Origin of the sequence: Aeromonas dhakensis (genome assembly GCF_000820305.1) — a bacterium.
Classification (GTDB): domain Bacteria; phylum Pseudomonadota; class Gammaproteobacteria; order Enterobacterales; family Aeromonadaceae; genus Aeromonas; species Aeromonas dhakensis.
Map to the genome: position 1 here is coordinate 344,131 of NZ_CDBH01000045.1, position 25,490 is coordinate 369,620.

Annotated in this window: 28 protein-coding genes and 1 tRNA gene; 13 read left to right on the forward strand and 16 right to left on the reverse strand. The window is 60.8% G+C overall.

The genetic code is table 11. The features are described 5' to 3' along the window. Positions 1-2: 2 nt before the first annotated feature. The 9 genes from BN1143_RS12940 to mepA all read right to left on the reverse strand — a co-directional run bounded on the left by BN1143_RS12940 (position 3) and on the right by mepA (position 6,464). A complete protein-coding gene (locus BN1143_RS12940) occupies positions 3-677 on the reverse strand; it encodes a NuoB/complex I 20 kDa subunit family protein (protein WP_005299840.1) in 675 nt (224 codons plus the stop codon). 29 nt (positions 678-706) lie between these two features. Continuing rightward, positions 707-1,111, reverse strand: a complete 405-nt coding sequence (locus BN1143_RS12945) for an NADH-quinone oxidoreductase subunit A (protein ID WP_042050906.1) — start codon at positions 1,109-1,111, stop codon at positions 707-709. A 258-nt stretch (positions 1,112-1,369) separates the two neighbouring features. Next, positions 1,370-2,248 (reverse strand): flagellar motor protein MotB, encoded by an 879-nt coding sequence (locus tag BN1143_RS12950; RefSeq protein WP_042050908.1) that lies wholly within the window; start codon positions 2,246-2,248, stop codon positions 1,370-1,372. Continuing rightward, positions 2,223-2,981 (reverse strand): flagellar motor protein, encoded by a 759-nt coding sequence (locus tag BN1143_RS12955; RefSeq protein WP_005299846.1) that lies wholly within the window; start codon positions 2,979-2,981, stop codon positions 2,223-2,225. The genes BN1143_RS12950 and BN1143_RS12955 overlap by 26 nt, the downstream gene beginning before the upstream one ends. Before the next feature lie 433 nt (positions 2,982-3,414). Continuing rightward, positions 3,415-3,502 (reverse strand) — tRNA-Ser (locus BN1143_RS12960). A gap of 177 nt (positions 3,503-3,679) precedes the next feature. Further along, complete coding sequence (locus BN1143_RS12965) at positions 3,680-4,297, reverse strand: TPM domain-containing protein (RefSeq protein WP_010634269.1); 618 nt, start codon at positions 4,295-4,297, stop codon at positions 3,680-3,682. A gap of 20 nt (positions 4,298-4,317) precedes the next feature. Further along, complete coding sequence (locus BN1143_RS12970) at positions 4,318-5,055, reverse strand: TPM domain-containing protein (RefSeq protein WP_042050910.1); 738 nt, start codon at positions 5,053-5,055, stop codon at positions 4,318-4,320. Continuing rightward, entirely contained in the window at positions 5,052-5,657 is a 606-nt protein-coding gene (locus BN1143_RS12975) for a LemA family protein (RefSeq protein WP_017765889.1), read from the reverse strand. The genes BN1143_RS12970 and BN1143_RS12975 overlap by 4 nt, the downstream gene beginning before the upstream one ends. A 42-nt stretch (positions 5,658-5,699) precedes the next feature. Continuing rightward, positions 5,700-6,464, reverse strand: a complete 765-nt coding sequence (gene mepA / locus BN1143_RS12980; protein WP_042050912.1) for a penicillin-insensitive murein endopeptidase — start codon at positions 6,462-6,464, stop codon at positions 5,700-5,702. 165 nt (positions 6,465-6,629) lie between these two features. Between mepA and BN1143_RS12985 the strand changes: the two genes are divergently transcribed. Both BN1143_RS12985 and BN1143_RS12990 read left to right on the forward strand, forming a co-directional pair. Then, a complete protein-coding gene (locus tag BN1143_RS12985) occupies positions 6,630-7,172 on the forward strand; it encodes a hypothetical protein (protein WP_017787266.1) in 543 nt (180 codons plus the stop codon). 219 nt (positions 7,173-7,391) lie between these two features. Further along, the gene (locus BN1143_RS12990; protein ID WP_005299863.1) at positions 7,392-7,670 is read left to right on the forward strand and encodes an RNA recognition motif domain-containing protein; all 279 of its coding nucleotides are present in this window, start codon (positions 7,392-7,394) and stop codon (positions 7,668-7,670) included. Positions 7,671-7,740: 70 nt separating this feature from the next. On the opposite strand, the gene BN1143_RS12995 is transcribed toward BN1143_RS12990, so the two are convergent. Further along, positions 7,741-8,640: an aldo/keto reductase gene (locus BN1143_RS12995; protein WP_042050915.1), complete on the reverse strand. Its 900-nt coding sequence runs from the start codon at positions 8,638-8,640 to the stop codon at positions 7,741-7,743. 116 nt (positions 8,641-8,756) lie between these two features. Here BN1143_RS12995 and BN1143_RS13000 point away from each other — a divergent pair, with 116 nt between their 5' ends. From BN1143_RS13000 to ltaE, 3 genes are all read left to right on the forward strand, one after another. Further along, the gene (locus BN1143_RS13000; protein ID WP_010634263.1) at positions 8,757-9,164 is read left to right on the forward strand and encodes a helix-turn-helix domain-containing protein; all 408 of its coding nucleotides are present in this window, start codon (positions 8,757-8,759) and stop codon (positions 9,162-9,164) included. Between the two features lie 80 nt (positions 9,165-9,244). Continuing rightward, positions 9,245-9,946, forward strand: coding sequence for an SDR family oxidoreductase (locus tag BN1143_RS13005; protein ID WP_042050917.1), 702 nt, complete (start codon positions 9,245-9,247; stop codon positions 9,944-9,946). Positions 9,947-10,036: 90 nt separating this feature from the next. Then, positions 10,037-11,056, forward strand: coding sequence for a low-specificity L-threonine aldolase (gene ltaE, locus BN1143_RS13010; protein WP_042050919.1), 1,020 nt, complete (start codon positions 10,037-10,039; stop codon positions 11,054-11,056). A 60-nt stretch (positions 11,057-11,116) separates the two neighbouring features. On the opposite strand, the gene BN1143_RS13015 is transcribed toward ltaE, so the two are convergent. From BN1143_RS13015 to BN1143_RS13030, 4 genes are all read right to left on the reverse strand, one after another. Continuing rightward, positions 11,117-11,548 carry a PAS domain-containing protein gene (locus tag BN1143_RS13015; protein ID WP_005299876.1) on the reverse strand — a complete coding sequence of 144 codons (432 nt, stop codon included), beginning with the start codon at positions 11,546-11,548 and terminating at the stop codon, positions 11,117-11,119. Positions 11,549-11,556: 8 nt separating this feature from the next. Continuing rightward, entirely contained in the window at positions 11,557-12,591 is a 1,035-nt protein-coding gene (locus BN1143_RS13020; protein WP_042050920.1) for a response regulator, read from the reverse strand. A 54-nt stretch (positions 12,592-12,645) separates the two neighbouring features. After that, positions 12,646-13,584: a LysR family transcriptional regulator gene (locus tag BN1143_RS13025; protein ID WP_017786151.1), complete on the reverse strand. Its 939-nt coding sequence runs from the start codon at positions 13,582-13,584 to the stop codon at positions 12,646-12,648. Between the two features lie 73 nt (positions 13,585-13,657). Continuing rightward, positions 13,658-14,359 carry a DUF2982 domain-containing protein gene (locus BN1143_RS13030; RefSeq protein WP_005299887.1) on the reverse strand — a complete coding sequence of 234 codons (702 nt, stop codon included), beginning with the start codon at positions 14,357-14,359 and terminating at the stop codon, positions 13,658-13,660. A 165-nt stretch (positions 14,360-14,524) separates the two neighbouring features. Between BN1143_RS13030 and BN1143_RS13035 the strand changes: the two genes are divergently transcribed. From BN1143_RS13035 to BN1143_RS13050, 4 genes are all read left to right on the forward strand, one after another. Further along, entirely contained in the window at positions 14,525-16,462 is a 1,938-nt protein-coding gene (locus BN1143_RS13035; protein WP_010634259.1) for a putative bifunctional diguanylate cyclase/phosphodiesterase, read from the forward strand. Positions 16,463-16,548: 86 nt separating this feature from the next. Next, the gene (nfsA, locus tag BN1143_RS13040; protein WP_042050921.1) at positions 16,549-17,274 is read left to right on the forward strand and encodes an oxygen-insensitive NADPH nitroreductase; all 726 of its coding nucleotides are present in this window, start codon (positions 16,549-16,551) and stop codon (positions 17,272-17,274) included. 187 nt (positions 17,275-17,461) lie between these two features. Continuing rightward, the gene (locus tag BN1143_RS13045; protein WP_005299895.1) at positions 17,462-18,226 is read left to right on the forward strand and encodes a hypothetical protein; all 765 of its coding nucleotides are present in this window, start codon (positions 17,462-17,464) and stop codon (positions 18,224-18,226) included. Continuing rightward, complete coding sequence (locus BN1143_RS13050; RefSeq protein ID WP_042050922.1) at positions 18,220-18,774, forward strand: VOC family protein; 555 nt, start codon at positions 18,220-18,222, stop codon at positions 18,772-18,774. The genes BN1143_RS13045 and BN1143_RS13050 overlap by 7 nt, the downstream gene beginning before the upstream one ends. Positions 18,775-18,820: 46 nt before the next feature. Here the strand turns inward: BN1143_RS13050 and BN1143_RS13055 are convergent, their stop codons facing one another. Further along, positions 18,821-20,029, reverse strand: coding sequence for an MFS transporter (locus tag BN1143_RS13055; protein WP_042050924.1), 1,209 nt, complete (start codon positions 20,027-20,029; stop codon positions 18,821-18,823). Positions 20,030-20,122: 93 nt separating this feature from the next. Between BN1143_RS13055 and BN1143_RS13060 the strand changes: the two genes are divergently transcribed. Next, on the forward strand, positions 20,123-20,998 hold the full coding sequence (locus tag BN1143_RS13060; RefSeq protein WP_010634255.1) for a LysR family transcriptional regulator: 876 nt from the start codon (positions 20,123-20,125) through the stop codon (positions 20,996-20,998). Between the two features lie 73 nt (positions 20,999-21,071). Continuing rightward, complete coding sequence (gene cysB / locus BN1143_RS13065) at positions 21,072-22,046, forward strand: HTH-type transcriptional regulator CysB (protein ID WP_010634254.1); 975 nt, start codon at positions 21,072-21,074, stop codon at positions 22,044-22,046. A gap of 78 nt (positions 22,047-22,124) precedes the next feature. Here the strand turns inward: cysB and ribA are convergent, their stop codons facing one another. Further along, complete coding sequence (ribA, locus tag BN1143_RS13070; protein ID WP_005299914.1) at positions 22,125-22,718, reverse strand: GTP cyclohydrolase II; 594 nt, start codon at positions 22,716-22,718, stop codon at positions 22,125-22,127. A 249-nt stretch (positions 22,719-22,967) separates the two neighbouring features. Here ribA and cmk point away from each other — a divergent pair, with 249 nt between their 5' ends. Together cmk and rpsA are read left to right on the forward strand one after the other, a co-directional pair. Further along, positions 22,968-23,660 carry a (d)CMP kinase gene (cmk, locus tag BN1143_RS13075; RefSeq protein ID WP_010634252.1) on the forward strand — a complete coding sequence of 231 codons (693 nt, stop codon included), beginning with the start codon at positions 22,968-22,970 and terminating at the stop codon, positions 23,658-23,660. Between the two features lie 94 nt (positions 23,661-23,754). After that, the gene (gene rpsA / locus BN1143_RS13080) at positions 23,755-25,425 is read left to right on the forward strand and encodes a 30S ribosomal protein S1 (protein WP_005299919.1); all 1,671 of its coding nucleotides are present in this window, start codon (positions 23,755-23,757) and stop codon (positions 25,423-25,425) included. Positions 25,426-25,490: the final 65 nt, after the last annotated feature.

Genomic DNA, 25,490 nt, shown 5'->3' on the forward strand with positions numbered 1-25,490 from the left:
GGTCAGATCTCATCCGGCGTGCGCAGGTTGGTGACGTTGATCCGCTCGCCACGCTTGCGGTCCTTCTCGGCAGGCATTTGAGGGCGATAGATGCCCTGATCGCCCACCACCCAGGAGAGCGGACGGCGCTCCTTGCCGATGGAGTCCTGCAGCAGCATCAAGGCCTGCAGGAATGCCTCGGGACGGGGCGGACAACCCGGAATGTAGACGTCGACCGGCAGGAACTTGTCGACGCCCTGAACGACCGAGTAGATGTCATACATGCCGCCCGAGTTGGCGCAGGCCCCCATGGAGATGACCCACTTGGGTTCGAGCAGCTGTTCGTACAGGCGCTGGATGACCGGGGCCATCTTGATGAAGGGGGTCCCTGCGATCACCATGAAATCGGCCTGGCGCGGTGAGGCCCGGATGACTTCGGCGCCGAAGCGGGCCACGTCGTGAGGGGAGGTGAAGGCGGTACACATCTCCACGTAACAGCAGGAGATGCCGAAGTTGTAGGGCCAGAGGGAGTTCTTGCGGCCCCAGTTGACCGTATCCTGCAGCACCTCTTCGAGGCGCCCGATCATGATGCCGCGTGAGGCCTCTTGAGCCAGGGGATCCTCGACGGTCTGGCGCTGTTCCTGGGGGTAGCGCTCAACCGGCGCATCCGGGTCAATCCGGGTCAGGGTGTACTTCATGGTGCAACCTCAAAGGGATAATCAGTAATTCAGTCTGGCTTCTTGTCGGTCAGGACGCGTTTTTTCGGTGCCCAGTCGAGGGCGCCGATGCGCCACAGGTAGATGAGTCCTACCAGCAGCAAGGAGATGAAGATGGCGGCCTCGATGAAGCCGACCCAGCCGCTCTCCCGAACGGAGACGGACCAGGCAAAGAGATAGAGCGCCTCCACGTCGAAGATGACGAAGAACATGGCAACCAGATAGAACTTGGCGGAGAAGCGCAGACGGGCATTGCCCACGGAGTCCACGCCTGATTCGAAGGGCTTGTTCTTGGCTCGGCCGTAGGCGCGGCCTCCCAGTATGGCAGCCAGGCCGATCATGATCAGGCAGATACAGATGGCCCCAACTACATAGACAGCAAAAGCCCAATGCTGGACAGCAATATCAGCAAACATAGGAGTTTTCCCTAACCAAATTAATCACGAGACTTAACAAGGATGTTACGTATTATGCCACCTTGATACTGATTTACATGTCATTTCAGGGGATTAATTATTAATCAGCGGGAGGAAAATCGTATTTTGCAAGCGGGGTCAATGTTCCTATTTGAGAATCATTTTCACTCGCTTTTGTGATGGGGGAAAAATCGCAGGGCAGTTCGAAAAATAAACTAATCGAGAAAAACGAGACCCCGCTTGGCGGGGTCTGCTGGATCAGGGCTTGAGGACGGGGAGGGACTCTTCGGCGGCCTTGCCCTGGGAGAGGGTGATCTCGACCCGGCGATTGGCCTGCCGGTGTTCCGGGGTGTCGTTGGGATAGCGGGGCTGGGCATCAGCCACCCCTTGGGCGATGATCCGGGAGGCATCGAGCTTGGGATTGGTGAGCAGGGTGTGCACGATGGAGGCCGAACGCAGCACTGACAGCTCCCAGTTGCTGCGATAGAGTTCCACCGGCGCCTGGGTGTTGTCGGTGTGGCCTGTGACCACCACCTTGCCCGGGATATCCGCCAGAATGCCGGAGATCTTGTTGACCAGCGGAATGAACTGGGGCTGGAGGAAGGCGGAATCGGCCGGGAACAGCGCCTTTTCACCGATGCGGATCACCAGCTGGCTGCCGAGCTGTTCCACCTCCAGATCCTTGGATTCGATCTGCGCCTTGAGCTGCTGCTCCAGCTTCTTCTTGGTGACCTGCACCCACTCCTGTTCCTGGGTCTTGTGGGGCCAGGACTCCGTCGCGCTCGGCTTCTCAGAGGCGCCTATGGTCTCGTTGAAGGGATCCGAAGCCGCTGCGGGGGCATCCTTCTCCAGCACAGTCTCCTTCTCGGGGCTGCTCGGGGTGGTCTTGGATTCCGGCTCGAGAATGCCGGTCCCCCCTTGCATGACCGGTGAACCCGCAGGCGGGGAGATCAGGCCTATTTTACCCAGCGACTCGATGAAGCCCTGGATCAGCACCCGGGTTTCAGACTGCTTGGCCATCGCAAAGGAGTAGAGCACCACGAACAGGGCGAACAGCAGGGTCATGAAGTCGGCATAGGAGACCAGCCAGCGTTCGTGGTTCTCCGGCGCCTCAGCCTTTTTCTTTTTTGCCACCATGGCCTCCTAAGTAGGGTTCGAGGGTGACTTGCAGACGTTGTTGGGATTCGCCGTCCACGATGCAGAGGATGCCGGTCAGGGTCATCTCCTTGTAGTGGCGGATCTGGTGGGCAAAGGCTTTGTAGCGGTTGCCAAAGGGCAGGAAGATGAGGTTGGCGGCCGATACCCCATAGATGGTGGCGATGAAGGCCACCGCAATGGCGCCCCCCAGCTTGTCCGGGGCATCCAGCAGGCCCATGGCGTGAATGAGGCCAAATACCGCCCCCACGATCCCCATGGTCGGGCAATAACCCCCCATGGCCTCATAAAACTTGACGGTCTGCTCGAGATCTTCCTGTTCGAACTCGATCTCGTTCTCCAGCACCTCGTGGATCTTGGTCTTCTCGTAGCCGTCGACCATCATCTGCACCCCCTTTTGCAGGAAGGGGTCCTTGATGTCGTCGATCATCCCTTCCAGGGCCAGCATGCCGCTGCGCCTGGCGTTGCCCGCCAGGTTCTCCAGCAGTTCGGCCTGCTCCTGCATGTCGAGTTTGAGAGGGGTCAGCAACCACTTGAAACGCTTGAGGGTGCTGCCGACGACGGAGAAGGGGAACTGGGTCAGAGCGGCACCGACAGTACCACCGATCACGATGAGGAAGGCGGGCAGATCGAGCAGGGCGCTGGGGTGGCCGCCCTCGATCATGTTGCCGCCCAGAATGGCGATCAATGCCAGAACCAGGCCGATTAAGCTCATTTATTACGCATCCCTGAAGATTGATAATGGCTAGTGTAGCTACTTAAGTATCAGTTTTTCAAAATGATATCCAATCGGTGAGCAATAACGCGCGTCAGCGTCAGCTGCCGCCTGGGAGAGGTGTTTTCCGGATGGAAAGGGGTGTGCCACCAAGGTGGACGTTGCTGCCAGCAGAGGGAATTTGGCGGTGCTATGGTCTTGCGTTTGAGGCGCTTGGCTGCAGAGGCTGGCTGGCGGCGGAATGTCACTATCAGCCATCAGGTTGGCCGTTCAAATGGGCGATGAGATCGGTGCGCCATGGGGCGGGTCATAGCCAGCAGGACAGCCTGGAGGATAGATAGAGGCTGCCGGCCTGCTCGACGCTGGGTGAGAGGGCCGCTTTCGTCAGAGTCTGAAAGCAAAAAACCGACCATCAGGTCGGTTCTTTAAAATTTGGCGGTGAGGGAGGGATTCGAACCCTCGATACGTTGCCGTATACACACTTTCCAGGCGTGCTCCTTCAGCCACTCGGACACCTCACCAAATTTTGGTCTGTTGTTTAACGTGCTCAGCCAGCACGTCGTTCGTTGCGCCGTTGCGCTGGAACGGGGCGTAATTTAGGGGAAAGGGCTGCCGGGGTCAACCACTTTTCCCCTTATTTTTCATAATCTTTATCGAATGCTTATCCCTTGAACAGAATGCCGGTTTTTTAATCCTGTTCAGGGCTTGTCGAGGATGATCAGGCTGTCCGGCAGCTCGTTCTGGTCCCGGGTGGCGGGGAAGGCGTCGGTCAGAATGGCGCTGGTCCGCTCGATGCACTCGAGGAAACCCTGTTCCACCTCCTTGTTGCGCACCCGGCGGGTGAAGTCATCGATGATCTCCTGCCACTGGGCGTTATCGATGTGCTGGGCGATGCCGTCATCCACCAGGATCTCCACGTAGTGCTCGGCCACCGAGACGAAGATCAGCACCCCCAGCCGATCCCGGGTGCGGTGCAGCCCCTGCTCGACAAACTGCAGGCGTGCCATCAGGGCGGCCCTGTGCTGGCGCACCTGTTTCGGGATCAGGTACATCTTGATGGGGGTCCAGTGGAACAGGATGCTCAGCACCAGCCAGACCGACCACTGCACCAGCAGGATCTCGTACCAGCCGAGCCAGAAGCCGAGTTCGAACACCAGCAGCGGTGTCAGCATGGCCAGCAGGGCCGCCCACAGGGTGGGGATGTAGCGATAGCCGTCGCTGGCGGGGGCCAGCACGGTCACCAGCTCGGCATCGGTTGCCTGCTCCGCCTGTTTGACCCTGGCCTGCAATGTGTGAAAGAACTGTTTCGAAATCATGTGTCGTCTCTTAATCCCTGTTACCAACCACCGGAGGCGCCGCCGCCGCCAAAACTGCCGCCCCCTCCGCTGAAACCACCGCCACCACCAAAGCCGCCGCCGGAGCGACCGGCACCGAAGCCACCGGCGAGGTAAGCGGCGCGGCGCCGGCCACCTCGACCACCACCACCACCGCCGCCGCCACGCAGGTTGTGCAGCACGATCATCACAATCACCATCAGGATGAACAGCCAGGGGCCGCCCAGCTTCTCCTTGCTGGCGTTGTCTACCGGTTTGTACTCGCCCGCCAGCGCCTGCATGATCGCCTGGCTGCCGGCCACCACCCCGGCCACCATGTCGCCGCGCTTGAACGCGGGCAGGATCCGGGTCTGGATGATGTTGGCGGCGATGGCATCGGGCAGGGCCCCTTCCAGTCCGTAGCCTACCTCGATGCGCACCTTGCGCTCATCCTGGGCGATCAAGAGCAGTACGCCGTTGTCCTTGCCTTTCTGACCGATCCCCCAGTGGCGGCCGAGCTGATAGCCGTACTCTTCGATGGTGTCACCCGCCAGCGTGTCGATGGAGACCACCACCAGCTGGATGCCACTGCGCTTCTCGAACGCCGCCAGCTGCTGGGTGAGCTGGTGGGCCTGCTTGCGGGACATCAGGTTGGCCTCGTCCACCACCCGTCCGCTCAGGGCGGGGAAGGTGGGGGCGGCGGACACCACCGCCGTCCACAACAGCAGGCAGGGCAGCAGGGCACGGATCACGAGGTTCATTGGAAGCTGACCTTGGGCGCCTCATCGGCACCGGGCTTGGCGCTGAACGTGGGTTTGGCTTCCAGATCCGAGTAGAGCAGCTTGGACCAGATGACGCCCGGGAAGGTGCGGATCTCGGTATTGAACTGGCGCACCGCCTCTATGTAGTCACGCCGCGCCACCGAGATGCGGTTCTCGGTGCCTTCCAGCTGGGCCTGCAGGGTGAGGAACTGCTGATCGGCCTTGAGCTCGGGATAGCGCTCGACCACCACCATCAAGCGGGAGAGGGCGCCGGAGAGCTGGTTCTGGGCCGCTTCAAACTCCTTGAGCTGGGCTGGATCGCTCACCTGCAGGCTGCCGACCCGGGCTCTGGCATCGGTCACCGCCTTGAGGGTCTCCTGCTCGTGGCTGGCGTAGCCCTTGACGGTGGCCACCAGATTGGGGACCAGATCGGCACGGCGCTGATACTGGTTCTCGACCTGGCCCCAGCTCGCCTTGACCTGCTCATCCAGGGTGGGAATGTTGTTCATGCCGCAACCGGTCAGGCCCAGCAGCAGCGTCAGGGTCAACAGGGCGTGGGTTGCCCGTTGCCAGAGTGAAGTGCCCATCTTGTTGTTCTCCATTGATATTTTTTGCAGATAACGGCTCACCATAGCAGCTTGTGGTCAACCGCCACAACGGGCGGGCAGCCTGGGTTTGTGATAAGCCATCGAAACCTTGGGCAACTGCGGCTTGTCCTTGAGCCAGGAGGCCAGCTCGGCGCCGCAGCCGTTGCCGGGCGGGATCGGGGCCTGGGGTTGGCAATCCGGGCTGTCGGCCGGGCAGCGCAGGCGCACATGAAAGTGGCTGAAGTGGCCGACCCAGGGGCGCAGCTTGCCGACCCAGGGCTCGTCGGCCGCCCGTTTGCATACCTCGGCCTTGAGCACAGGGTTGATGAAGATGCGGGCCACCTCGGGCTTGCTGGCCGCCAGGCGCAGCAGATTGAGCTGCTGGGGGCCGAAGCGTCCGGGCAGCACCCGGTAGCTGGGTTCGTCGATCAGCGCCCACTCCTTGGGGGCATCCTGCTCCCAGCGGGAGATGGGCTGGTTGGCCATGCGAAACCAGATGTCGGCATCGAGGCCGGTCTGATGGCTGCGATGGCCGGAGGTGAACGGGCCGCCGCGGGCCATGGCGAGATCGGCGATGTAGAGATCCGGCATGCCGGCCATGCGGGTCTGGTTGGCCAGGGTGGTGAGGTAGGCGATGAGTTCGGGGTGGCCGTAGTAGCGCAGTCGTTTGGTGCGGATCACCTGATAGCCGGGGCCGCTCAGCGGCAGTGCCACCCCGTTCTTGAGGCAGCCGGCGGAGTAGCCGCCAATGGCCTCGGCCTGGCGGGGGTGAGGTTCGGCAAGAAAGGCTCTGGCCATGAAAAGCAGGGTGGTGGCAAGCATGAGACTCCCGACAAGCGTGCAGATGGACTCAGATGGGGGAATCATATCAAGAGTGCGGCGAAGCCGTCATCCAGCCGACGGCACGGGTTGCATCCTGCGGGGCGGCTCGCGCACAATGCGCGACAAAAATGGCGCGTCCAAGCGTCTATGGACAAGGAGAGATGAATGAAGGTCAGTGAGCTGGTGAACAAAACGGGGCTGGTCTGGCTGATGCCCCCCGCCCGCCGTTTCTATCCGGTGATGGCGGTTTTGCTGCTGGCGAGCCTGCTCACCGTGCTGGCCGCCATCGCTCTGGGTTACCCACAGATGGGGCTGCTGCCCTGGGTCGGTCTGGTGTTCGGCGGTATCGTGCTGCTGATGATGGTGCTGCCCCGCAGCTGGCAGCGCTGGCGGCTGGCGGAGCTGGCCTGGGACGAGACCCACCTCTATCTGCTCAATGGCAGCAACGATCAGGCGCTGGCGCTGCCCAGGGCGGCATTGGTCGGGGTCGAGCGGGATCGCAAGGTGGGCCACGATGGTCAGTGGCTGGCCTTTAGCCTGGATCTGGCGCTTGATGAAGAACAGCTGGCGGCCGCCACCGCGCTGATGGGGCTCGGCCGCGAGGGAACCCACGCCGTGGCGCCCGGCATCTACCGTTTCGGCTTTAAGCGGGCCTGGCATGGCCGGCGTACGCTGCAGGGGCTGCTGGACGCCCTGCTCCCCATATGAGCTGACTATTTTCTCGACAATCTTTGCCAAAGCTCAGATACTGCCATTGACTCGAATTGATCTTGTCCGCTCTGTTCGCCCAACAGATCAATGAGTTGAGTAAACGGAGCGGGGAAGTGCCCGGACACGACGTCCCGGCAGGTCCGGCATGGGGGGTGTGCCCTTACCTTTGTGTTGGTGATTGGATAGAGAAGGCACCTTGAATCGAGAGTGGATGGCATGAAGATTTACGTAGGTAATCTGTCGTACCGGATGACGGCCGACGAACTGAAAACCGTGTTCAGCCAATTTGGGCAGGTAGACAAGGTCGATATCATCATCGATCGCGATACCGGTCAGTCCAAGGGGTTTGGCTTTATTGAAATGCCTGTCAATGGCGAGGCCGAAAAAGCCATCGCCGGTTTGCATGGCACCGAGATTGGTGGCCGTACCATTACGGTCAACCAGGCCAAACCGAAGACAGATGCACCACGTGGTCGCCCCCAGCGTCATCGCTGAGCAGCCTCGATAACGCAAAACGGCATGGGTTTCCCCCATGCCGTTTTTGTTTGCGCCCTTGGCCAGTTCGTCAGGGCACGTCGTAACCGAGCGCCGCCTTGCGGATGCGGAACCACTGCTGGCGACTGAGGACGATGGACTGGGAGGCCACGGCAGCGGCGATCCGCTCCCGCTTGCCGGAGCCTATCAGCGGCAGCGGCTGGCTTGGCAGCATCATGACCCAGGCATAGACCACCTGCTCGATCTGCTCGGCGCCCACCTCATGGCGGATCTGCTCGAGCTCGGCGCGCAGCGGGGCATATTCAGGGGCCTGGAACAGGCGTCCCCCCCCGAGGCAGGACCAGGCCATCGGCTTGATGCGCAGCTGCTGGCACTGATCCAGGGTACCGTCCAGGGTGGTGCTCTGATTGAGTGGCGAGATCTCCAGCTGGTTGGTCACCAGCGGGAAGGGCAGGCGCGATTGCAGCAGCTCGAACTGGCGGGCAGTGAAGTTGGAGACGCCGGCATGCTTGATCTTGCCCGCCTGCTTGAGGGTGATGAAGGCGTCGGCCACCTCGTCGGCATCCATCAGGGGGTCCGGGCGGTGGATCAGCAGCAGATCCAGGTGATCGGTGCCGAGTTTTTGCAGAGAGGCCTCGGCACTGGCGATGATGTGCGCCTTGCCGGTGTTGTAGTGATTCAGCGCGTGCTCCGGCTTGGCGGTGAGGGCGATGCCGCACTTGCTGACGATCTCCATCCGGTTGCGCAGGGAGGGGTCAAGGCGCAGCGCCTCGCCGAAGGCCTGCTCGCACTGGTAGCCGCCATAGATGTCGGCGTGATCGATGGTGGTGACCCCCAGATCCAGGTGGTACTTCATCAGATCCAGCAGGGCGTTCGGAGAGAGCTGCCACTCCATCAGGCGCCAGTAGCCCATGATGAGACGGGAGAAGGTCGGGCCCTCGGGATGGAGGGGGAGGCGAGATACGGACATGGAGGCTCCTTGGCTCATAAGGGTAAAAAGATGCTGCCCGCATCTTGGTCTCTTCTGGTTGGCAAGGCAATAATGCGGCTTTTGTTAATTCGAACTTTGGTTCTGAGGGAGAGGAAATGGACGGTTTTGCCGAACGCTTGCAGAGCTTGATAGGAACGGGCAGCGTCAGCGCCTTTGCCCGCAAGGTGGGGTTGAGCGAGGCTCTGATCCGTAAATATCTGAAGGGTGCTGAACCCGGGCTTGGCAAGGCGAACCAGATAGCCATGGCAGCCAACTGCTCGCTGGAGTGGCTCGCCACCGGCTGTGGCTACCTCTATCGGCAGGCGGAGGTAGTGGATCGGGAAGCCCTGGAGGCGGCCGGCAGCCTGTTGCAGGAGCAGAAGCCCGGATTGTCGCTGCCGGAGGCAGACGCGCAGGTGATCCTGCTCGCCTATTACCAGTTCTTGCGCAGCCACAAGCAGGCTGACGGGTTTCTCGATCTGGCACGGGCCCGCGAATTTGGCCGGCACCTGCATGAGGCATAAGCCCGGATGGGGATGGCCCGGCTACGGCCGGGGATTATTCTGATACCCTCTAAACAGATGAGGGCAGCGGGGAGAGGGCGATGTGCTATCTGATCTTGGGCAGCGGCGGCTTGGGCACGGCACTGGCACATGAGCTGTCCGCTCGCGGCGAGGAGCTGGTGCTGGCTGGCCGGCAACAGCCAAAAGGGGTGGATCCCGCCAGTTATTTCCCGCTGCAGGAGGTGGATGCCCTCTCCTTCGATGCCCTGTTCACCCTCTATGACACGGCGGCGTTGCCGAGCGTGGTGATCAACACCATAGGTCTGCTGCACGACATCAACTTCATGCCGGAGCGGCGAGTGGAGGAGGTCAACCCCAGGTGGCTGTGCGACAGCCTGCTGGCCAATGCCTGGCCGCATCTGGCTCTGGCCGCCTGCCTGAGCCGCCGCATGACGCCGGACACCCGGCTCTGGCTCTGCACTCTCTCCGATCTGGCCGGTAGCCTCGGCGCCAACGAGACGGGCAGCCGTTACAGCTACCGGATGAGCAAGGCGGCGCTCAACATGGGGGCGAAAACGCTGGCCCACGAGTGGCGCGAACGCTTTCCCGCCGCCGGAGTGATCACCGTCCATCCCGGGCTGATGGATACCCCCATGAATCAGCCCTTCCTGCATGAGCTGGCAACCGAGACCCTGCAGGATCCGGCGCTTGTGGCGCCGCGTCTGCTTGATCTTCTCAACCAGTTGTCGCCGGCCCAGTCCGGCAGCTTCCTCGACCTGCAGGGCCAGCCGCTGCCCTGGTAAGCCGTCACCGGCTTCACATTCCGGAAACGGTCCGCTTGCCAAGCCAGCCATGGCTGGCTAACGTCATGCTCCAGCTTCAGGAGGGATGTCATGCGCTATATCGATTTACGAAGTGATACGGTCACCCAGCCCACGGATGCCATGCGCCAGAGCATGCTGCATGCCGAGGTGGGGGATGATGTCTACGGGGAAGATCCCTGCGTCAATGCACTGGAGGCCCGCGGGGCCGAGCTGCTGGGCAAGGAGGCCGCGCTGTTTGTCCCCTCCGGCACCATGTCCAACCTGTTGGCGGTGATGAGCCACTGTCAGCGCGGGGAGGGGGCCATCGTGGGCCAAGGGGCCCACATCTATCGTTATGAAGCTCAGGGGAGCGCCGTGCTGGGCTCGGTCGCACTGCAGGCGGTGCCCATGCAGGCTGACGGTTCGCTGGCGGTGGCCGATGTGGCCGCGGCCATTGCCCCTGACGATGCCCATTTTGTGCAGACCCGGCTGGTCTGCCTCGAAAACACCCACAATGGCAAGGTGCTGCCGCTTCACTACCTGCAGGCGATGCGCGAGTTCGTCGACGAACGCGGGCTACAGCTGCATCTGGACGGGGCGCGCCTGTTCAACGCCACCGTGGCGAGCGGTCACGGGGTACACGAACTGGCTGCTCCCTTTGACAGCATCTCCATCTGCCTCTCCAAGGGGCTGGGGGCACCGGTGGGATCGCTGCTGGTGGGCTCTCGCGCCTTCATTGCCCGCGCCAGACGGCTGCGCAAGATGCTGGGGGGCGGCATGCGTCAGGCGGGGATCCTGGCCCAGGCCGGTCTGTTTGCCCTCGAACAGCACGTCGCCCGCCTGGCGGACGATCACCGCCGGGCCAGACGCCTGGCCGAGGGGTTGGCTGCCTTGCCCGGCATCACCCTGGATCTGGCCCAGGTGCAGACCAACATGGTCTTCCTGCAGCTGGCAAAAGAGCAGAGCGGCCCCCTGCTTGCCTTCATGAAGGAGCGGGGGATCCTCTTCTCCGGTTACGGCGAGATGCGGCTGGTGACCCATCTGCAGATCACCGATGACGACATCGACGAGGTGATCGACGCCTTCACCGAGTACCTCGGGGCCCGCTGAGCGCCTCACCACAAAACAGGGCGCCAAGGCGCCCTGTTTTCATTGTGCTGCAAAGAGTCTTCATGCCTGGCGCTGGCCGCTCATCAGCATGGCCTCGTCGGTGGCGTCGTAGATCATCACGGCGATGTGGGTTACCTGACCGCCAAAATCGGCCAGCGGCACCAGGGTCAGGTTCTGGAACATGTGGGGCGCTGAGCCGGTGATGGGGCGGTAGTTGGAGAAGCGCAGCAGGTAGGGTTTCTGTTCCCAGGTGCTGAAGGCGCGGTTGTTGAGTTTGAACACCATGTTAGCCTTGCGTTCGAACCAGGCGCGATCCACGTCGGGGAAGAGGTCGAACAGCACGCCATCGCGCACCTCGCCGGCCAGCCGGCCGCTGTGGCTCTCCATGAAGCCGTTCCACACCTGTACCCTGTACTCCTTGTCGAGCACGACCAGCCCCACGTCCAGGTTCTGGACTATGTTCATCAGCCAATGAAATTCACGGATTTCCATGGTCACTCCTAGAGCATGTGCATGATTTTGTTGTTCATGGTGGCGATGGAATCTTCGGTAAACAGCAGCAGCAGATCGCACTGCACCGCGTAATCCTGGACCCGGTAGTTGATCTCGATGGCCAGCGTGCGGCGCCAGCGACTCTTGTTGGTGTTGATGAGCTCGTTGATGGGCCTGTGCTGGCCGAGCACCACGGGGTGACCTTGGCTGAAGGGGGTATCGAGCTGGCTGGCGTAGCCGCGCAGGAAGGCGCCGATCAGCACGTTGGCGGTGTCCATCAAGAGCTCCAGCTCGGCGGTGCGATCCAGCGTGCCCTGATGGTTCATCAGCCGGGCCAGATCCTTGAAGCTGGAGTCGTGAAACAGGATCAGCGCCTCGCCGGCGATGCCGGCACCGATGAAGCCCTGGCAGACGGCGGAGAGGGTATCCGAGTCGGCGGCAGCCGAGAGGGCCATGTGCAGCTCGGACACCTCCAGCACGTTGACGTTGGGGATGGGCAGCACCACGAAGGCGTTGAGCAGGCGGGCCAGCAGGTCGGCGGCCTGACCCATGGATACGTTGGCGAGCTCCTGATAGGCATCGCGCACTTCGGGGCTGATCTTGATGCCGGTATCGACGCTGCCGGCATCGACCACCGCCTGAGCTGTGGGGCTGGCGGCTTCCGATACGGCAGTGCCCTTGGCCTGCCATAGATCATGCTGCTTCAACAGGGCGCTGAGGGTCTCCGGGGCAGCCGGTTTCTTGATGAAGTCGAGCGCCCCCAGCCCCATCACCCGCTGATAGGCTTCCGGCTGGATGTCGCCGGAGACCACGATCACCTTGTTGCGCAGCCCTTCGCGCTTGAGGGTCTCCAGTACGCCGTAGCCGTCCATCTCCGGCATGGTCAGATCCAGAAAGATCAGATCCCCATGTCCCATCAGGACCTGCTCTATCCCTTCCAGCCCGTTGGCGGCGTAGTGGAGCGTCACGTCCCAGTCTGCGGGGAGGGCGCGGGCCAGCTGTTTACGGGCGAATCCTGAGTCATCACATATCAATACATTCATAGTGTTAGGCCGGCCTGGTCAACGAGGATTGCTATAAGTGTGGCCCGCCAACGGTCAGATGCAATGAGACAGGCTGGTCGCCGGTGAAAATTGGTTGTCCCACTGCAGGCTCCGGTAGCGCGCTGAATATTTTTCAACAAAATCAGCGAACATCTTAACACGCAACGGGGCAAACTGAGGCTGGCAACGCAACATGTAGAAGGGACGGTTGCCGGTTTTCCAGTCGGGCAGTACCGCGATCAGCTGCTCATCCTGCAGGAAAGGGTGTACGTAATGGAGCGGGGCGTTGACGATCCCCAGGTGCCGTCTGGCCGCGCGAACCGCTGCCTGGGTCTGGTTGACGGTGAGCCTGGCGGCCCGCTTGATCTGCACCGTCTGCTCCTCCCGGTCGGTCAGTTGCCAGTGCTGATGGGGCCAGCAGTAGATGAGCGCATGCTCCTCCAGCTGGCCCGGATGGGAGGGGGTGCCCATCTTCTCCAGATAGAGGGGGGAGGCAAACAGGCCGTATTCGATGTGACCGAGGCAGAGCGCATTGGGCAGGGACTGGGGGAGCTCGCCGTTGAAAAACACCAGATCCCGATCGTTGTCGAACAGGTGTTGATGATCGTTGGTCTGGGTGATGTCGAACTGCACCTCGGGGTAGCGCAGGCCAAAGTCCGCCAGCATGTCGACCAGGATGGTGTTGGAGAGGGCGATGGGGGCTGCCAGGCGAATTACGCCGTTGAGGTCGGCCTCTTTGCCCTGGATCTCGCCGGTGGCCTGCTCGATTTCACCGAGCGGGGTGCACAGGCGCTCGTAGTAGCGCAGTCCTTCATCGGTCAGGCGGAGTTTGCGGGTGGATCTGTGTAGCAAGGAGCAGCCGAGCTGCTCTTCCAGCTGAGAAATACGTCGACTGATGGTGCCGGTGGGCATGCCCAGTGCGGCGGCCGCGTGGGAGAAGCCTCCCTCTTGTACCACCTTGACGAACAGATAGAACTCTTCGATGTACTTCATAAGCGGTGTTCTGGGTGTAACAAGGCAGTGACCTTAAGAAGTGCGGCCAGCCTTGGCAAGCTCAATCCGGCGTTTAATTGATCTGGATTAGATTCGACTCCCGCTGATACTGGTGCAAAAGTCGGACAAATTCGGCCGGATCCCGGTCCAGGCTGTTGTCCGGCACCAGCAGATCGTAGCCGAGCAGATCACGCAGCCGGGTCATGCGGTTGGCCAGCATGGCGATCACCCCCTCATAGCGTTGACCGGAGGGGGAGCGAAAGTGACTCTCTTCCAGCAAGCCTTCCCCCTGAAAGGGGTCGCCGCAGCCCCCGCCGATGCATTCGGGTTGCTCACTGCGCAGTGCCTGCAACAGGACGCCACGCTGCTCGGTCAGCAGGCGCACGGCCAATCTGGGTGTGATCAATGTCAAAAAATCGTCGTAATCTTTGATCTTCAAACCTATGTAGGGCAGGGGGACCAGATCCCAGCCCAGATGAATGCGTGGCTGGTCGATTCGCTGAATATTTCTCCATTTCAGGATCCAACCGCCGTATTTGTGGTGATATTGCAGACAATCGTGACAGAGCGACAGGCTGAAATGGGGCTCGACCAGCTTCAATGAGCCGATAAAGATCATCATCAGACCCGCCAACAGGCCGGAGACCGGGGGGATTAGTGGTTGTTCACCGAGTAAAAAAAGTATAAAAATCATAGCAATGCTTACTATGATGCCCAACAATACCAACGTGAGTCCGTTTTTCCTGACCATGGGTTTCACATGTAGCGTTTTCATATGAAGTCAGCCCCTTGCGCATGCTTGTTTCCATTATGGGCTGGATCCGATTTTGTACCAGCATCGGTTGCCCGGGAGGGCTCTCCGCCGCTGGGTTTCCCAGTGATCACATACCATGAATCACCATATTAGATGAATACGCTAGACGAACGGTTATTGAACGGGATGGATGTGTTGCATACCCCAATCTGGGTGTATGACATCCGGCATCACCATATCTATTGGGCCAATCGCGCCGCCTTGAATGTGTGGGAGGCCAGCTCGCTGGACGAACTGCAGTCGCGCGATTTCTCGGCCGACATGGCACAGGCCATCGATCTGCTGTTGCAGCGCTACCTCGGGGACTTTCAGCAGGGGCGCAGTTACAGCGAGTGGTGGACCCTCTCCCCAAAGGGGGTCAAAAAACAGGTTTATCTGCGCCTTTCCGGCATCCAGCTGGCGGGGCGGCTGATGATGATGACCGAGGCGGTCATCGATGCCGACACCCTCTATCAGGAGTCCTCCCTCGCCACTGGCGATACCCTGGCCTGCCTGTTTGACAACCTGGGCCGGCTCGAGAGCGGCAATCACCACTTCGAGATGTGTTTCGGTGATGAGGTACATCACCTCTCCCAGCTCTTCTCCGGCAATGACGACGCCTTCTATCAGAAGCTCTCCCGGCTCGATGAAGTGGTGGCCGAGGGGGAGTGCCGCACCCTCAAGGGGATGCGCTGGTTTCAGTACCAGTTTCGTCACATCCAGCAGGGGGCCCAGATCCTGCTCACCATGCGTGACATCACCGACCGCAAGCTGGAGGAGCTGGAGCATCGCCACCTGGCCTGGCACGACTCGCTGACAGGTCTGCTCAACCGTTATGGGCTGATGAAATCGCTGGAAGCTTACTGCGGGCTGGGCGGGCGTTTCGCCCTGGTGTTCATGGACCTGGACAACTTCAAGCTGGTCAACGACAACTACGGCCACAAGGCTGGTGACCGGCTTCTGGAGCGGGTCGCCGGCCGGCTCAAGCAGATCTGTCCGCGCGATGTGGAGCTGGCCCGGCTCGGTGGCGACGAATTTACCGCGCTGGTGCCGCTCAGCCACTCCAGCGATCGGGCGCAGGAGGTGGCCGACCTCATGCTTTCCCAGATGACCAAGCCGTTGCAGCTGAGCGGGGTGCCCGAGGTGACCATAGGTGGCAGCATCGGCATCGCCATCTATCCGGATGATGCGGACGATGGCGACAACCTCATCACCCGCGCCGACATGGCCATGTACCAGGCCAAGCAGATGGGGCGGCTGCGCTGGCAGCGTTTCACCCCCAGCATGCAGCAGACCTTGCATCGCAAGCTGACCCTGAAGCAGTTCCTGGCCAAGGCCATCGGGCGGGGGGAGCTGAGCCTCTGCTACCAGCCCCAGGTGGATGTGGCAAAAGGCAGGTTGCTCGGGTACGAGGCGCTGCTGCGCTGGCACAATCCCGTATTGGGCCATGTCTCGCCGGTGGAGTTCATCCCGCTGGCGGAAGAGATGGGGCTCATTCGCGAGATAGGTGGCTGGGTGCTGTCGACGGCACTGGCCCAGATGGCCCACTGGCAGAAGGAGTGGCGGGTGAGCGTGCCGGTGTCGGTCAATCTATCCGGCTTTCAGCTCTCGTCCTCCCTGCCGGAGCTGGTGGCCCAGCAGCTCAAGGAGTTTGGCGTGGATGCCGGCCTGCTCACGCTGGAGTTGACCGAGACGGTATTGATGCTGGACATGAAGGGGTGCATCGAGATCCTCGATGGCCTGAGCGAGCAAGGGATCAAGATTGCCATCGACGATTTCGGTACCGGCTACTCGTCGCTGGCCTATCTCAACCGGCTGCCCATCGACACCATCAAGCTGGATCGCTCCTTCGTGGTGGGGCTCAACCTGCCGGTGATCCGGGCCACCGTCGCCATGGCCACCAGCCTGGGCCTTGGCATCATGGCCGAAGGGGTGGAGGACGAACACGAACTGGCCGCCCTGCGCACCCAGGGCTGCCACGTGTTTCAGGGATTCTTGTTCAGCAAGCCGATGTCGGTGGCGCAGGTGGAAGAGAGCGGCTTCGTGGTCAGCTGCAAGGCGGGCAACTATCCGCTGGCCGGTTAGCCGGTCGTGCTGTGACGAGAGCGCGGGGGGCCTTGGGCCCCCCGCTGTTTTTGGGTAGAGTGTGGGCTTCTTCATATGGAGGCAACATGAACCCGACTCTCGACCTTATTCTTGCCCATCGCTCCATTCGTCAATTCACCGCCGACCCCATCAGCGAGGCCCAGCTCGACCAGATCCTGAGTGCGGCCCAGGCCGCCTCCAGCTCCAGCTTTCTGCAGGCCAACAGCATCATCCGGGTGACCGACAAGGCCCTGCGCAGCCAGCTTGCCGAACTGGCGGGGCATCAGGTCTATGTGGCCCAGGCGGCCGAGTTCCTGCTCTTTTGCGCCGATTATCATCGCCACTGCGAGGTGGTACCGGACGCCCAGACCGGCTTTGTCGAGCAGTTGCTGATCGGCGCCATCGACGGCGCCCTGATGGCCCAGAATGCCCTGCTGGCAGCCCAATCCATGGGGCTTGGCGGTGTCTACATCGGCGGGATCCGCAACAACCCGGCTGCGGTGAGCGAGGCGGTGGGTCTGCCGCATCAGGTGATCCCGCTGTTCGGTCTCTGTCTCGGCCATCCGGCTCAGGCGCCTGAGCAAAAACCCCGCTTGCCCCGCGCTCTGGTGGTGCATGAGAACCGCTATCAGGCTGAACTGGATCGGGAGCTGCTTGCCAGCTATGACCGGCAGATCGAGGCTTATTACCAGTCCCGCAGCAGCAACAACAAGCAGCAGAGCTGGAGCAGCCAGATCCGGGGCATTCTTGGCAAGGAGGCGCGGCCCTTCATGCAGGATTTCCTGCGATCCCGGGGCTTCAGCCTCAAGTAATGAGCCCGATGGGCGATACTAAGAGGTAATGGCGGTGTCGCCAGCGCCGCGTGATCCCGGTTTTCCCCCGTGTTTGTGCCCACCTTGCGGCACAAATCGGGGGCAAGCCTTGCGGTGCGGACTACCTTAACTAGGTAAGCTGTTGTAGGATCACGCAATTGAATTGGGACAGGAGTTTGGACTTCCTATGATTTTAACCTTGGTATTGCTGTCTATTGGCGCACTCCTGTTTCTGGTCATCGCCTATAACGTGATGCAGCAATATAAGCAGAAGGCAGAGGCCGACAAGCGTCACGCCATCGCCCGCTACAAGTCGGTGGTGGATGAAACCGAAGAGATGCTGCTCAACGTCAACCTGGTGCCCTTCTCCAAGAACATAGTGCTGCTGTTGCAGCACCGGATCCTTGATGCCTATCGTGCCATCGCCCTGGTGATGCCCAATGCCCAGATCAAGCAGCGCATTGTCGACGTGCAGACCCAGATCAAGAACGTGCAGGAGAACTACAGCAGCCAGGATGAGGGGCATTTCAAGACCCCCGAATCGGATCGTCAGGCCATCCAGATGTTGCAGCTGGTCAAGAAGATGCGGGCCGTGCTGCGGGTCGAGCACAACAAGGGCAAGATAGATCCGCAGGGCTTTGCCCAGGAGGATCGCCGCCTCGAGCTGATGCAGCTCAAGGTCAACATCGCCAACCTGGTGAAGCGGGCCATGGATGCCCAGATCCAGGGGCAATACGGCACCTGTCGCCAGCTCTACACCAAGGGGCTCTCCGCCCTGGCCAGCGTCGCGGATAAAGATCCCTATCTGATGGCGCGGGAAGAGGACATGCGCCAGGGGCTGGCCGGACTCGACGCCCATCTCCAAGAGCACAGCGAAAAAGAGCTGCAAAACATCAAGGACAAAGAGGCGGACGAACTGGACGTCTTGTTCCAACCCAAGAAGAAATGGTGATCATGTCACATCCACTCGATACCACACTGGGGCCGATGGCCCCATTTGTTTGCCAGCTGTTGACCGAGCTGGACGCACTTGCCATCCATCCTACCGCCATTGAGGTCGACCACCTCTGCTATCGGGCCGCCACACTGGTGGAGTACCTGACCCTGAAGGGGCTGCTGGCAACCCATGGCGACCTGCTGGTGGAGGGGATGATCGGCGGACGGCCCATCGCCACCTACCGCCTGCATCAACCAGTGCCCCATGCCCACGGCAGCGTGCCCTGCATCGAGCTGGCGGCGCCCAAACCCGGTCGCAGCCATCAGGCCGGGCTGGAACATATCGAGCTGGTGGTGCCTTCGCTGGATGCCTTGCTGGCTGCCCATCCCGAGGTGGCCTTCAAGACCGGCAACCTGAATGATGAACGCAATCCCGATGTGGCGGTGATGTTGGCCTCTGGGCAGATCAAATTTCATCTGCGCACCTTGGCCGAGGTGATCGAAGAAGAGGTGGCGAGCGGCGCCGTGGTGCCGGTGCCTGCCGGGTACTACGACCAGGCTTGATGAGACGGGGCCGCTTGACCGGCCCCGTTTAATAGCCGAGATAGCATCAAGGATGGCAGATGCGGGGGCGGGCGGGGCGTCCCTTCAAGTGGCCGAGCCAGAGGCTCAATCCCGCCGTGATCACCAGTACCAGCTCGATGCCGAGCACCAATCCCCCGAGTCCTCCCTGCTCCCAGAAGGGGTGAAGATAAAGTCCCCCCAGACTGGCCCCCAGATAGTAACCCACCAGATAGAGCGATGAGGCGAGCGCCCGGTTGTGTTCCACGTGCTGGCCGACCCAGGCGCTGGCGCAGGCGTGGGCAAGGAAAAAGCCGAAACTCGAGATGAGCAGGCCTGAGAGGATGGCACCGAGCGAGCCGCACAGCAGCAGGGCGCTGCCGAGCGCCATCAGGGCTATGCCGACCAGCAGCAGACGCTGTGCCCCCCAGCGATGGGCGCAGCGCCCGCTGAGGGAGGAGGCCACCGTCCCCGACAGATAGGTCAGAAACAACATGCCGAGCCACTGGGTCGGCAAGGAGAAGGGGGGGCTGGCCAGCAGGAAGGTGAGGTAGCTGAATTGGTTCAGAAACACCATGAAGTTGAGGCCGCCGATGAGGTAGGCCCCCACCAGCAGCGGATTGCCGAGGTGGCTGGTGATGGCCTGGCGAAACTGGCCCGGCTTGGCGATGACGGGCACGAAGCGGGTCTGGGCCGGCAGCAGCCAGATGACGAGGGGCAGCAGCGCCAGGCTGATGAGGCCGATGCCGAGAAAGGTGTGCTGCCAGTCGCCAAACCAGCCGGCCAGCAGACCGCCGACCACCCGACCGGCGATGCCCCCCAGCGAGTTGGCGGCGATGTAGACGCCGACGGCGGAGAGCAGGGCCCGCTTGCTGAACTCTTCCCCCATGTAGGCGATGGCGGTGGCGGGCAGCCCTGCCAGCAGCACACCCTGCAGGATCCGCAACAGCAACAGCTGTTCAAACTGGCTGACCAGGCTGATGAGCAGGGAGAGCAGGATGGCGCCGGCCAGACTCCATAGCATGATCCGGCGCCGACCGAAGCGATCCGCCAGCCGGGCGCAGACGAGCAGCGAGACGGCGAGCCCTGCGGTGCAGCCGGCCAGAGTCCAGCCGGCCGACAGCGAGCTGACGGAAAACACCTCGGCCAGCAGCGGCAGCAGGGGGTGGGTCTGATAGAGATTGAGAAACACCAGGAAGGAGCCCAGGCTGAGGGCCAGGGTGGCGCGGATCCATTCACGACTACCGACTTCGATCATATGCAATTGTCCTGACAGCTTTGTTGCAGGTTAGTGCGCGCCAGAGCATAAATATAATATATTTAAGTTATCCATCTGATAAACCAAATTGATATGGACCTCAAACAGCTCACCTATCTGCTGGCGGTGCGGGATGCCGGCTCCTTTACCAAGGCGGCCAACGGGTTGCACGTGGCACAGCCCGCCATCAGCATGGCCATCGCCAAGCTGGAGCAGCAGCTCGAGCTGCGCCTGTTCGACCGTCAGGATCGCAACGTGCGGCTCACCCCGGAAGGGGAGGTGCTCTGCCGTCATGCCGAGCGCCTGCTGCGTCAGATGCATCAGGCCGAGGCCGAGATGGCCGAGCTCAAGGGATTGGAGCGCGGAGAAGTGCGCATCGGCATCCCCTACATGATGGGCTCCTATTACTTCCCGCCGATCCTGATGGCTTTCAAGCACCGCTACCCCGGCCTCAAGATCCGGGTGGAGGAGGCGGGTACCCGCGAGCTGTTGAGCCGGATGGTGGACGGTTCGCTGGATCTCGCCATCCTCATCACCAGCGATCTGCCGCCGGCGCTGGAAGGGGCCCAGCTGCTGCGTGAAGAGATGCTGATGGTGGTGGGGGAGGAGCATCCGCTGCGTCAGGCCAGGAGTGTGTCGCTGAGCGAGTTTTTCAGCCAGGAGCTGGCGATGTTTCGCCGCGGCTTCTATCACCGCGAGCACATGGAAGCGCTGGCTCAGGGACTGGGCTGCGAGCCCGACATCGCCTTTGAGAGCAACCTTATCCCGTTGCTCAAGGCGGTGGTAAAGCAGGGTTTTGCGGTGACCACCTTCTTGCGGATGGCGCTGGACGAAGAGCCGGCCCTGACCGGGATCCCGTTCGCGCCCCCGATCTTTCTCGATCTCTGCGTGGCGTGGCGGCGGGGGGATCCGCTCTCCATGGCCAACCGGGCCTTGCGGGATTTTCTGCTGGCGCAAGCACAGCCATAAATGGCCAAGAAGGAAAGGCTATCAGGCAAAAGTTTGTTAGTATTAGTTCAAGTCGCCTTTAGAGCCTAACATCATGAAACTCCAACAATTGCGTTATATCGTTGAGGTTGCCAACCACAGACTGAACGTGTCGGCAACGGCAGAGAGTCTCTACACCTCTCAGCCAGGGATCAGCAAGCAGGTGCGCATGCTGGAAGATGAGCTGGGGATCCAGATTTTCGAGCGCAGCGGCAAACACCTGACCCAGATCACCCCGGCTGGACGGGACGTGATCAAGATTGCCAACGAGATCCTGGGCAAGGTGGAGAGCATCAAGTCGGTGGCGAGTCAGCACACTCACCCCGAACAGGGCACGCTTCATATCGCGACGACCCACACCCAGGCCCGTTATGCGCTGCCTGACGTGATAAAAGGCTTCATCAAGCGCTTTCCCAAGGTCTCCCTGCACATGCATCAGGGCACGCCGACCCAGATCAGCGAAGCCGTGGTCAAGGGGCAGGCCGACTTTGCCATCGCCACCGAGGCGCTGCACCTGTACGAAGATCTCATCATGCTGCCCTGCTATCACTGGAACCGCAGCGTGATCGTCCCCAAGGGCCACCCGTTGACCCAGGTCGGCAAGCTCTCCATTGCCGACATCGCCCGCTTCCCGCTGGTGACCTATGTGTTTGGCTTTACCGGCCGTTCCGAGCTCGATACTGCCTTCAACCGGGCCGGTTTCGAGCCCAACATCGTCTTCACCGCCACCGACGCGGACGTGATCAAGACCTATGTCCGGCTGGGGGTAGGGATTGGCGTGATGGCGACCATGGCGCTGGATCCCCAGGTCGATACCGATCTGGTGGCCCTCGATGCAAGCCACCTGTTTGCCCACAGCACCACCAAGATCGGCTTTCGCAAGGGCTCCTTTCTGCGTACCTACATGTATGACTTCATGACCCGCTTTGCCCCCCATCTGACCCGGGACGTGGTGGAGCGGGCCATTGCCCTGCGCTCCAGCGACGACGTGGATGCCATGTTTGCCGATATCGAGCTGCCCATCCGCTAGCGCTGCGGCGATACGAGAGCAACAAAAAACGCCTCCCGATGGGAGGCGTTTTTCATGGCGACGAGCGGCGAGGCGGGATCACTTCTTGAACATGTGATCCAGCTTGCTGGCCTTGGTCGAGAGGTAGAACTCGTTGTGGGGATTGCGCCCTTCCTGCAGGGGCACCCGCTCCGCTACCGGAATGCCGAAGGATTCCATCGCCTTCATCTTGCGCGGGTTGTTGGTCATCAGCTTGAGGGATTTCACCTCCAGCTGCTTGAGCATGTCGGCGCAGATGGTGTAGTCGCGCATGTCGGCGGCAAAGCCGAGTGCCACGTTGGCTTCAACGGTGTCGGCGCCCTGATCCTGCAGATGATAGGCCCGGATCTTGTTGAGCAGACCGATGCCGCGTCCTTCCTGACGCACGTACAGCAAGACGCCACGGCCCGCCTTGGCGATGTTTTCCAGTGCGGCTTGCAGCTGGAAGCCGCAGTCGCAACGCAGACTGAACAGGGCATCGCCGGTCAGGCATTCGGAGTGAATTCGGCCCAGCACCGGCTCATCACCCGTGATATCGCCCATCACCAGCGCGGCGTGATCCTTGCCGGTGCCGGTTTCCTGAAAGCCGACCAGCGTGAAGGTGCCCCAGGGGGTTGGCAACTTGGATTTGGCCACGAGGGTAACGCTGCTCATAGGTTGCTCCTTACTACAGCTGCTTAAAAAAGGGCGGCCAGTTTAGCGCGCCTTGTCCGGAACAACCATAAGAACAAAACCTTGCACTGTTTAATGGCTTGCCCCGTTGTACACAAAGAGGACAGTTGCGACCGGTTTTGCGCAATTGTGTGTGCTGGCGACTGCCAGGCTCGGCACATTTGGGTATAATCGGCGCCCATTACCCCATCCCTCCCGGGATGTGTGCAACAAGTGTGCAGGAGAGACGTTATGCCGCAGATGGCCCCCGTGATGACAATTGATGGCCCAAGTGGTGCCGGCAAGGGCACCCTGTGCCAGTTGCTGGCTGAAAAACTGGGTTGGCACCTGCTCGACTCCGGCGCCATCTACCGGGTGCTGGCCCTGGCGGCCTTGCATCACGATGTCGAGCTCGATTCCGAAGCCGCGCTGGTTCCCCTGGCCGCCAATCTGGACGTGCAGTTCCAGGTCGATGCCGAGCAGGTGAAGGTCGTGCTGGAAGGGGAGGATGTTTCCCGTACCATTCGTACCGAGGAAGTGGGCAATGCCGCGAGCAAGATTGCCGCCTTTCCGCGGGTGCGCGAAGCCCTGCTGCGCCGTCAGCGCGCTTTTCGCCAGGCCCCCGGCCTCATCGCCGACGGTCGCGACATGGGTACCGTGGTTTTCCCCGAGGCGGAAGTGAAGATTTTCCTCGACGCCAGCGCCGAAGAACGGGCGGCTCGCCGCTATAAGCAGTTGCAAGATAAGGGCTTTGATGTTAACTTTGAGCGTCTTTTAACCGAGATTCGGGAGCGTGACGATCGCGACAGAAATCGCGCCGTTGCCCCCCTGAAACCGGCAGAAGATGCTCTCGTGGTGGATTCAACCGCCATGTCCATAGACGAAGTGCTGGCAACGGTGCTCGCCTATGCGGAGCAACAACTCGGTGATGCCAGCGCAAGCTGACATCCGGTCGTCTGCACCATGGATGGCGCAGATTATTTAAAACAACCCCGCTTGTGCTGGATGACAAGTGGATGTTTCATTTGTGACATAAACAATGATCGAATCTTTTGCTCAACTCTTTGAAGAGTCCCTGAACGCCGTTGAAACCCGTCAAGGTTCCATCGTCAAGGGTACTGTCGTTGCTATCGAAAATGGTTTCGTACTGGTTGACGCCGGTCTGAAATCCGAGTCCGCTATCCCGGCTGAAGAATTCAAGAACGCCATGGGCGAGCTGGAAATCAACGTAGGCGACTCCGTTGACGTGGCTCTGGACTCTATCGAAGATGGTTTCGGCGAAACCAAGCTGTCCCGCGAAAAAGCCAAGCGCCACGAAGCCTGGCTGCAGCTTGAAAAAGCTTACGAAGAGCAAGCTACCGTTATCGGTATCATCAACGGCAAGGTCAAGGGTGGTTTCACCGTTGAACTGAACGGCATCCGTGCCTTCCTGCCGGGTTCTCTGGTTGACGTGCGTCCGATCCGTGACACTGCTCACCTGGAAAACAAAGAACTCGAGTTCAAAGTCATCAAGCTGGACCAGAAGCGCAACAACGTTGTTGTTTCCCGTCGTGCCGTGATCGAGACCGAGAACACCTCCGAGCGCGAAAGCCTGCTGGCTAACCTGCAAGAAGGTCAAGAAGTTAAGGGTATCGTCAAGAACCTGACCGACTACGGTGCATTCGTAGATCTGGGCGGTGTTGACGGCCTGCTGCACATCACCGACATGGCGTGGAAGCGCGTTAAGCATCCTTCCGAAATCGTCAACGTTGGCGACGAGATCGCAGTCAAGGTTCTGAAGTTCGACCGCGAGCGTACCCGTGTATCCCTGGGTCTGAAGCAGCTGGGCGAAGATCCCTGGGTTGCTATCGCCAAGCGTTACCCGGAGACCACCCGTCTGTCTGGCCGCGTGACCAACCTGACCGACTACGGCTGCTTCGTTGAAATCGAAGAAGGCGTTGAAGGCCTGGTACACGTATCCGAGATGGATTGGACCAACAAGAACATCCACCCGTCCAAGGTTGTTAACGTTGGCGACGTGGTTGACGTGATGGTTCTGGACATCGACGAAGAGCGTCGTCGTATCTCCCTGGGTCTGAAGCAGTGCAAATCCAACCCGTGGCAGCTGTTTGCCGAAACTCACGCCAAGGGCGACCGTGTTTCCGGCAAGATCAAGTCCATCACTGACTTCGGTATCTTCATCGGTCTGGACGGCGGCATCGACGGCCTGGTTCACCTGTCTGACATCTCCTGGAACAACCAGGGTGAAGAAGCAGTTCGTGAATTCAAGAAAGGCGACGAAATCGAAGCCGTTGTTCTGCAAGTTGACCCGGAGCGTGAGCGCATCTCCCTGGGCGTCAAGCAGATCGAAGAAGACCCGTTCAATAAGTACCTGTCTGACAACAAGAAAGGTGCTATTGTGAAGGGTAAGGTTACCGAGGTTGATGCCAAGGGTGCCGTGATCGAACTGGCTGACGGCGTAGAAGGCTACCTGCGTGCCTCCGATGCTGCTCGTGACCGCGTAGAAGACGCCACTCTGGTGCTGTCTGTTGGTGACGAAGTTGAAGCTAAATTCATGGGCGTTGATCGCAAGAACCGCACCGTGAGCCTGTCTGTCCGTGCCAAGGACGAGGCTGACGAGCGTGTTGCCATCGACAACCTGAACCAACAAGAAGAAGTTGTGTTCAGCAATGCCATGGCCGAAGCGTTCAAAGCCGCCAAGGGTGAATAATCCTTGATGCAAGAAAAGGGCGGCGTGTCACGCCGCCCTTTTTTATCTTGGCGTAATGAATATTG

Coding starts and splice junctions, on each gene's coding strand:
- BN1143_RS12950 (WP_042050908.1), bottom strand. CDS start 2,248: ATGGTGGCAAAAAAGAAAAAGGCTGAGGCGCCGGAGAACCACGAACGC.
- ribA (WP_005299914.1), bottom strand. CDS start 22,718: ATGAGCAGCGTTACCCTCGTGGCCAAATCCAAGTTGCCAACCCCCTGG.
- BN1143_RS12940 (WP_005299840.1), bottom strand. CDS start 677: ATGAAGTACACCCTGACCCGGATTGACCCGGATGCGCCGGTTGAGCGC.
- BN1143_RS13050 (WP_042050922.1), top strand. CDS start 18,220: ATGGTGATCATGTCACATCCACTCGATACCACACTGGGGCCGATGGCC.
- BN1143_RS12970 (WP_042050910.1), bottom strand. CDS start 5,055: ATGAACCTCGTGATCCGTGCCCTGCTGCCCTGCCTGCTGTTGTGGACG.
- BN1143_RS12955 (WP_005299846.1), bottom strand. CDS start 2,981: ATGAGCTTAATCGGCCTGGTTCTGGCATTGATCGCCATTCTGGGCGGC.
- BN1143_RS13045 (WP_005299895.1), top strand. CDS start 17,462: ATGATTTTAACCTTGGTATTGCTGTCTATTGGCGCACTCCTGTTTCTG.
- BN1143_RS13060 (WP_010634255.1), top strand. CDS start 20,123: ATGGACCTCAAACAGCTCACCTATCTGCTGGCGGTGCGGGATGCCGGC.
- BN1143_RS12985 (WP_017787266.1), top strand. CDS start 6,630: ATGAAGGTCAGTGAGCTGGTGAACAAAACGGGGCTGGTCTGGCTGATG.
- BN1143_RS12965 (WP_010634269.1), bottom strand. CDS start 4,297: ATGATTTCGAAACAGTTCTTTCACACATTGCAGGCCAGGGTCAAACAG.
- BN1143_RS13020 (WP_042050920.1), bottom strand. CDS start 12,591: ATGAATGTATTGATATGTGATGACTCAGGATTCGCCCGTAAACAGCTG.
- cysB (WP_010634254.1), top strand. CDS start 21,072: ATGAAACTCCAACAATTGCGTTATATCGTTGAGGTTGCCAACCACAGA.
- BN1143_RS12995 (WP_042050915.1), bottom strand. CDS start 8,640: ATGTCCGTATCTCGCCTCCCCCTCCATCCCGAGGGCCCGACCTTCTCC.
- mepA (WP_042050912.1), bottom strand. CDS start 6,464: ATGCTTGCCACCACCCTGCTTTTCATGGCCAGAGCCTTTCTTGCCGAA.
- BN1143_RS12945 (WP_042050906.1), bottom strand. CDS start 1,111: ATGTTTGCTGATATTGCTGTCCAGCATTGGGCTTTTGCTGTCTATGTA.
- BN1143_RS13025 (WP_017786151.1), bottom strand. CDS start 13,584: ATGAAGTACATCGAAGAGTTCTATCTGTTCGTCAAGGTGGTACAAGAG.
- BN1143_RS12990 (WP_005299863.1), top strand. CDS start 7,392: ATGAAGATTTACGTAGGTAATCTGTCGTACCGGATGACGGCCGACGAA.
- BN1143_RS13055 (WP_042050924.1), bottom strand. CDS start 20,029: ATGATCGAAGTCGGTAGTCGTGAATGGATCCGCGCCACCCTGGCCCTC.
- BN1143_RS13015 (WP_005299876.1), bottom strand. CDS start 11,548: ATGGAAATCCGTGAATTTCATTGGCTGATGAACATAGTCCAGAACCTG.
- ltaE (WP_042050919.1), top strand. CDS start 10,037: ATGCGCTATATCGATTTACGAAGTGATACGGTCACCCAGCCCACGGAT.
- BN1143_RS13005 (WP_042050917.1), top strand. CDS start 9,245: ATGTGCTATCTGATCTTGGGCAGCGGCGGCTTGGGCACGGCACTGGCA.
- nfsA (WP_042050921.1), top strand. CDS start 16,549: ATGAACCCGACTCTCGACCTTATTCTTGCCCATCGCTCCATTCGTCAA.
- BN1143_RS12975 (WP_017765889.1), bottom strand. CDS start 5,657: ATGGAGAACAACAAGATGGGCACTTCACTCTGGCAACGGGCAACCCAC.
- BN1143_RS13030 (WP_005299887.1), bottom strand. CDS start 14,359: ATGAAAACGCTACATGTGAAACCCATGGTCAGGAAAAACGGACTCACG.
- BN1143_RS13000 (WP_010634263.1), top strand. CDS start 8,757: ATGGACGGTTTTGCCGAACGCTTGCAGAGCTTGATAGGAACGGGCAGC.
- cmk (WP_010634252.1), top strand. CDS start 22,968: ATGCCGCAGATGGCCCCCGTGATGACAATTGATGGCCCAAGTGGTGCC.
- BN1143_RS13035 (WP_010634259.1), top strand. CDS start 14,525: ATGGATGTGTTGCATACCCCAATCTGGGTGTATGACATCCGGCATCAC.
- rpsA (WP_005299919.1), top strand. CDS start 23,755: ATGATCGAATCTTTTGCTCAACTCTTTGAAGAGTCCCTGAACGCCGTT.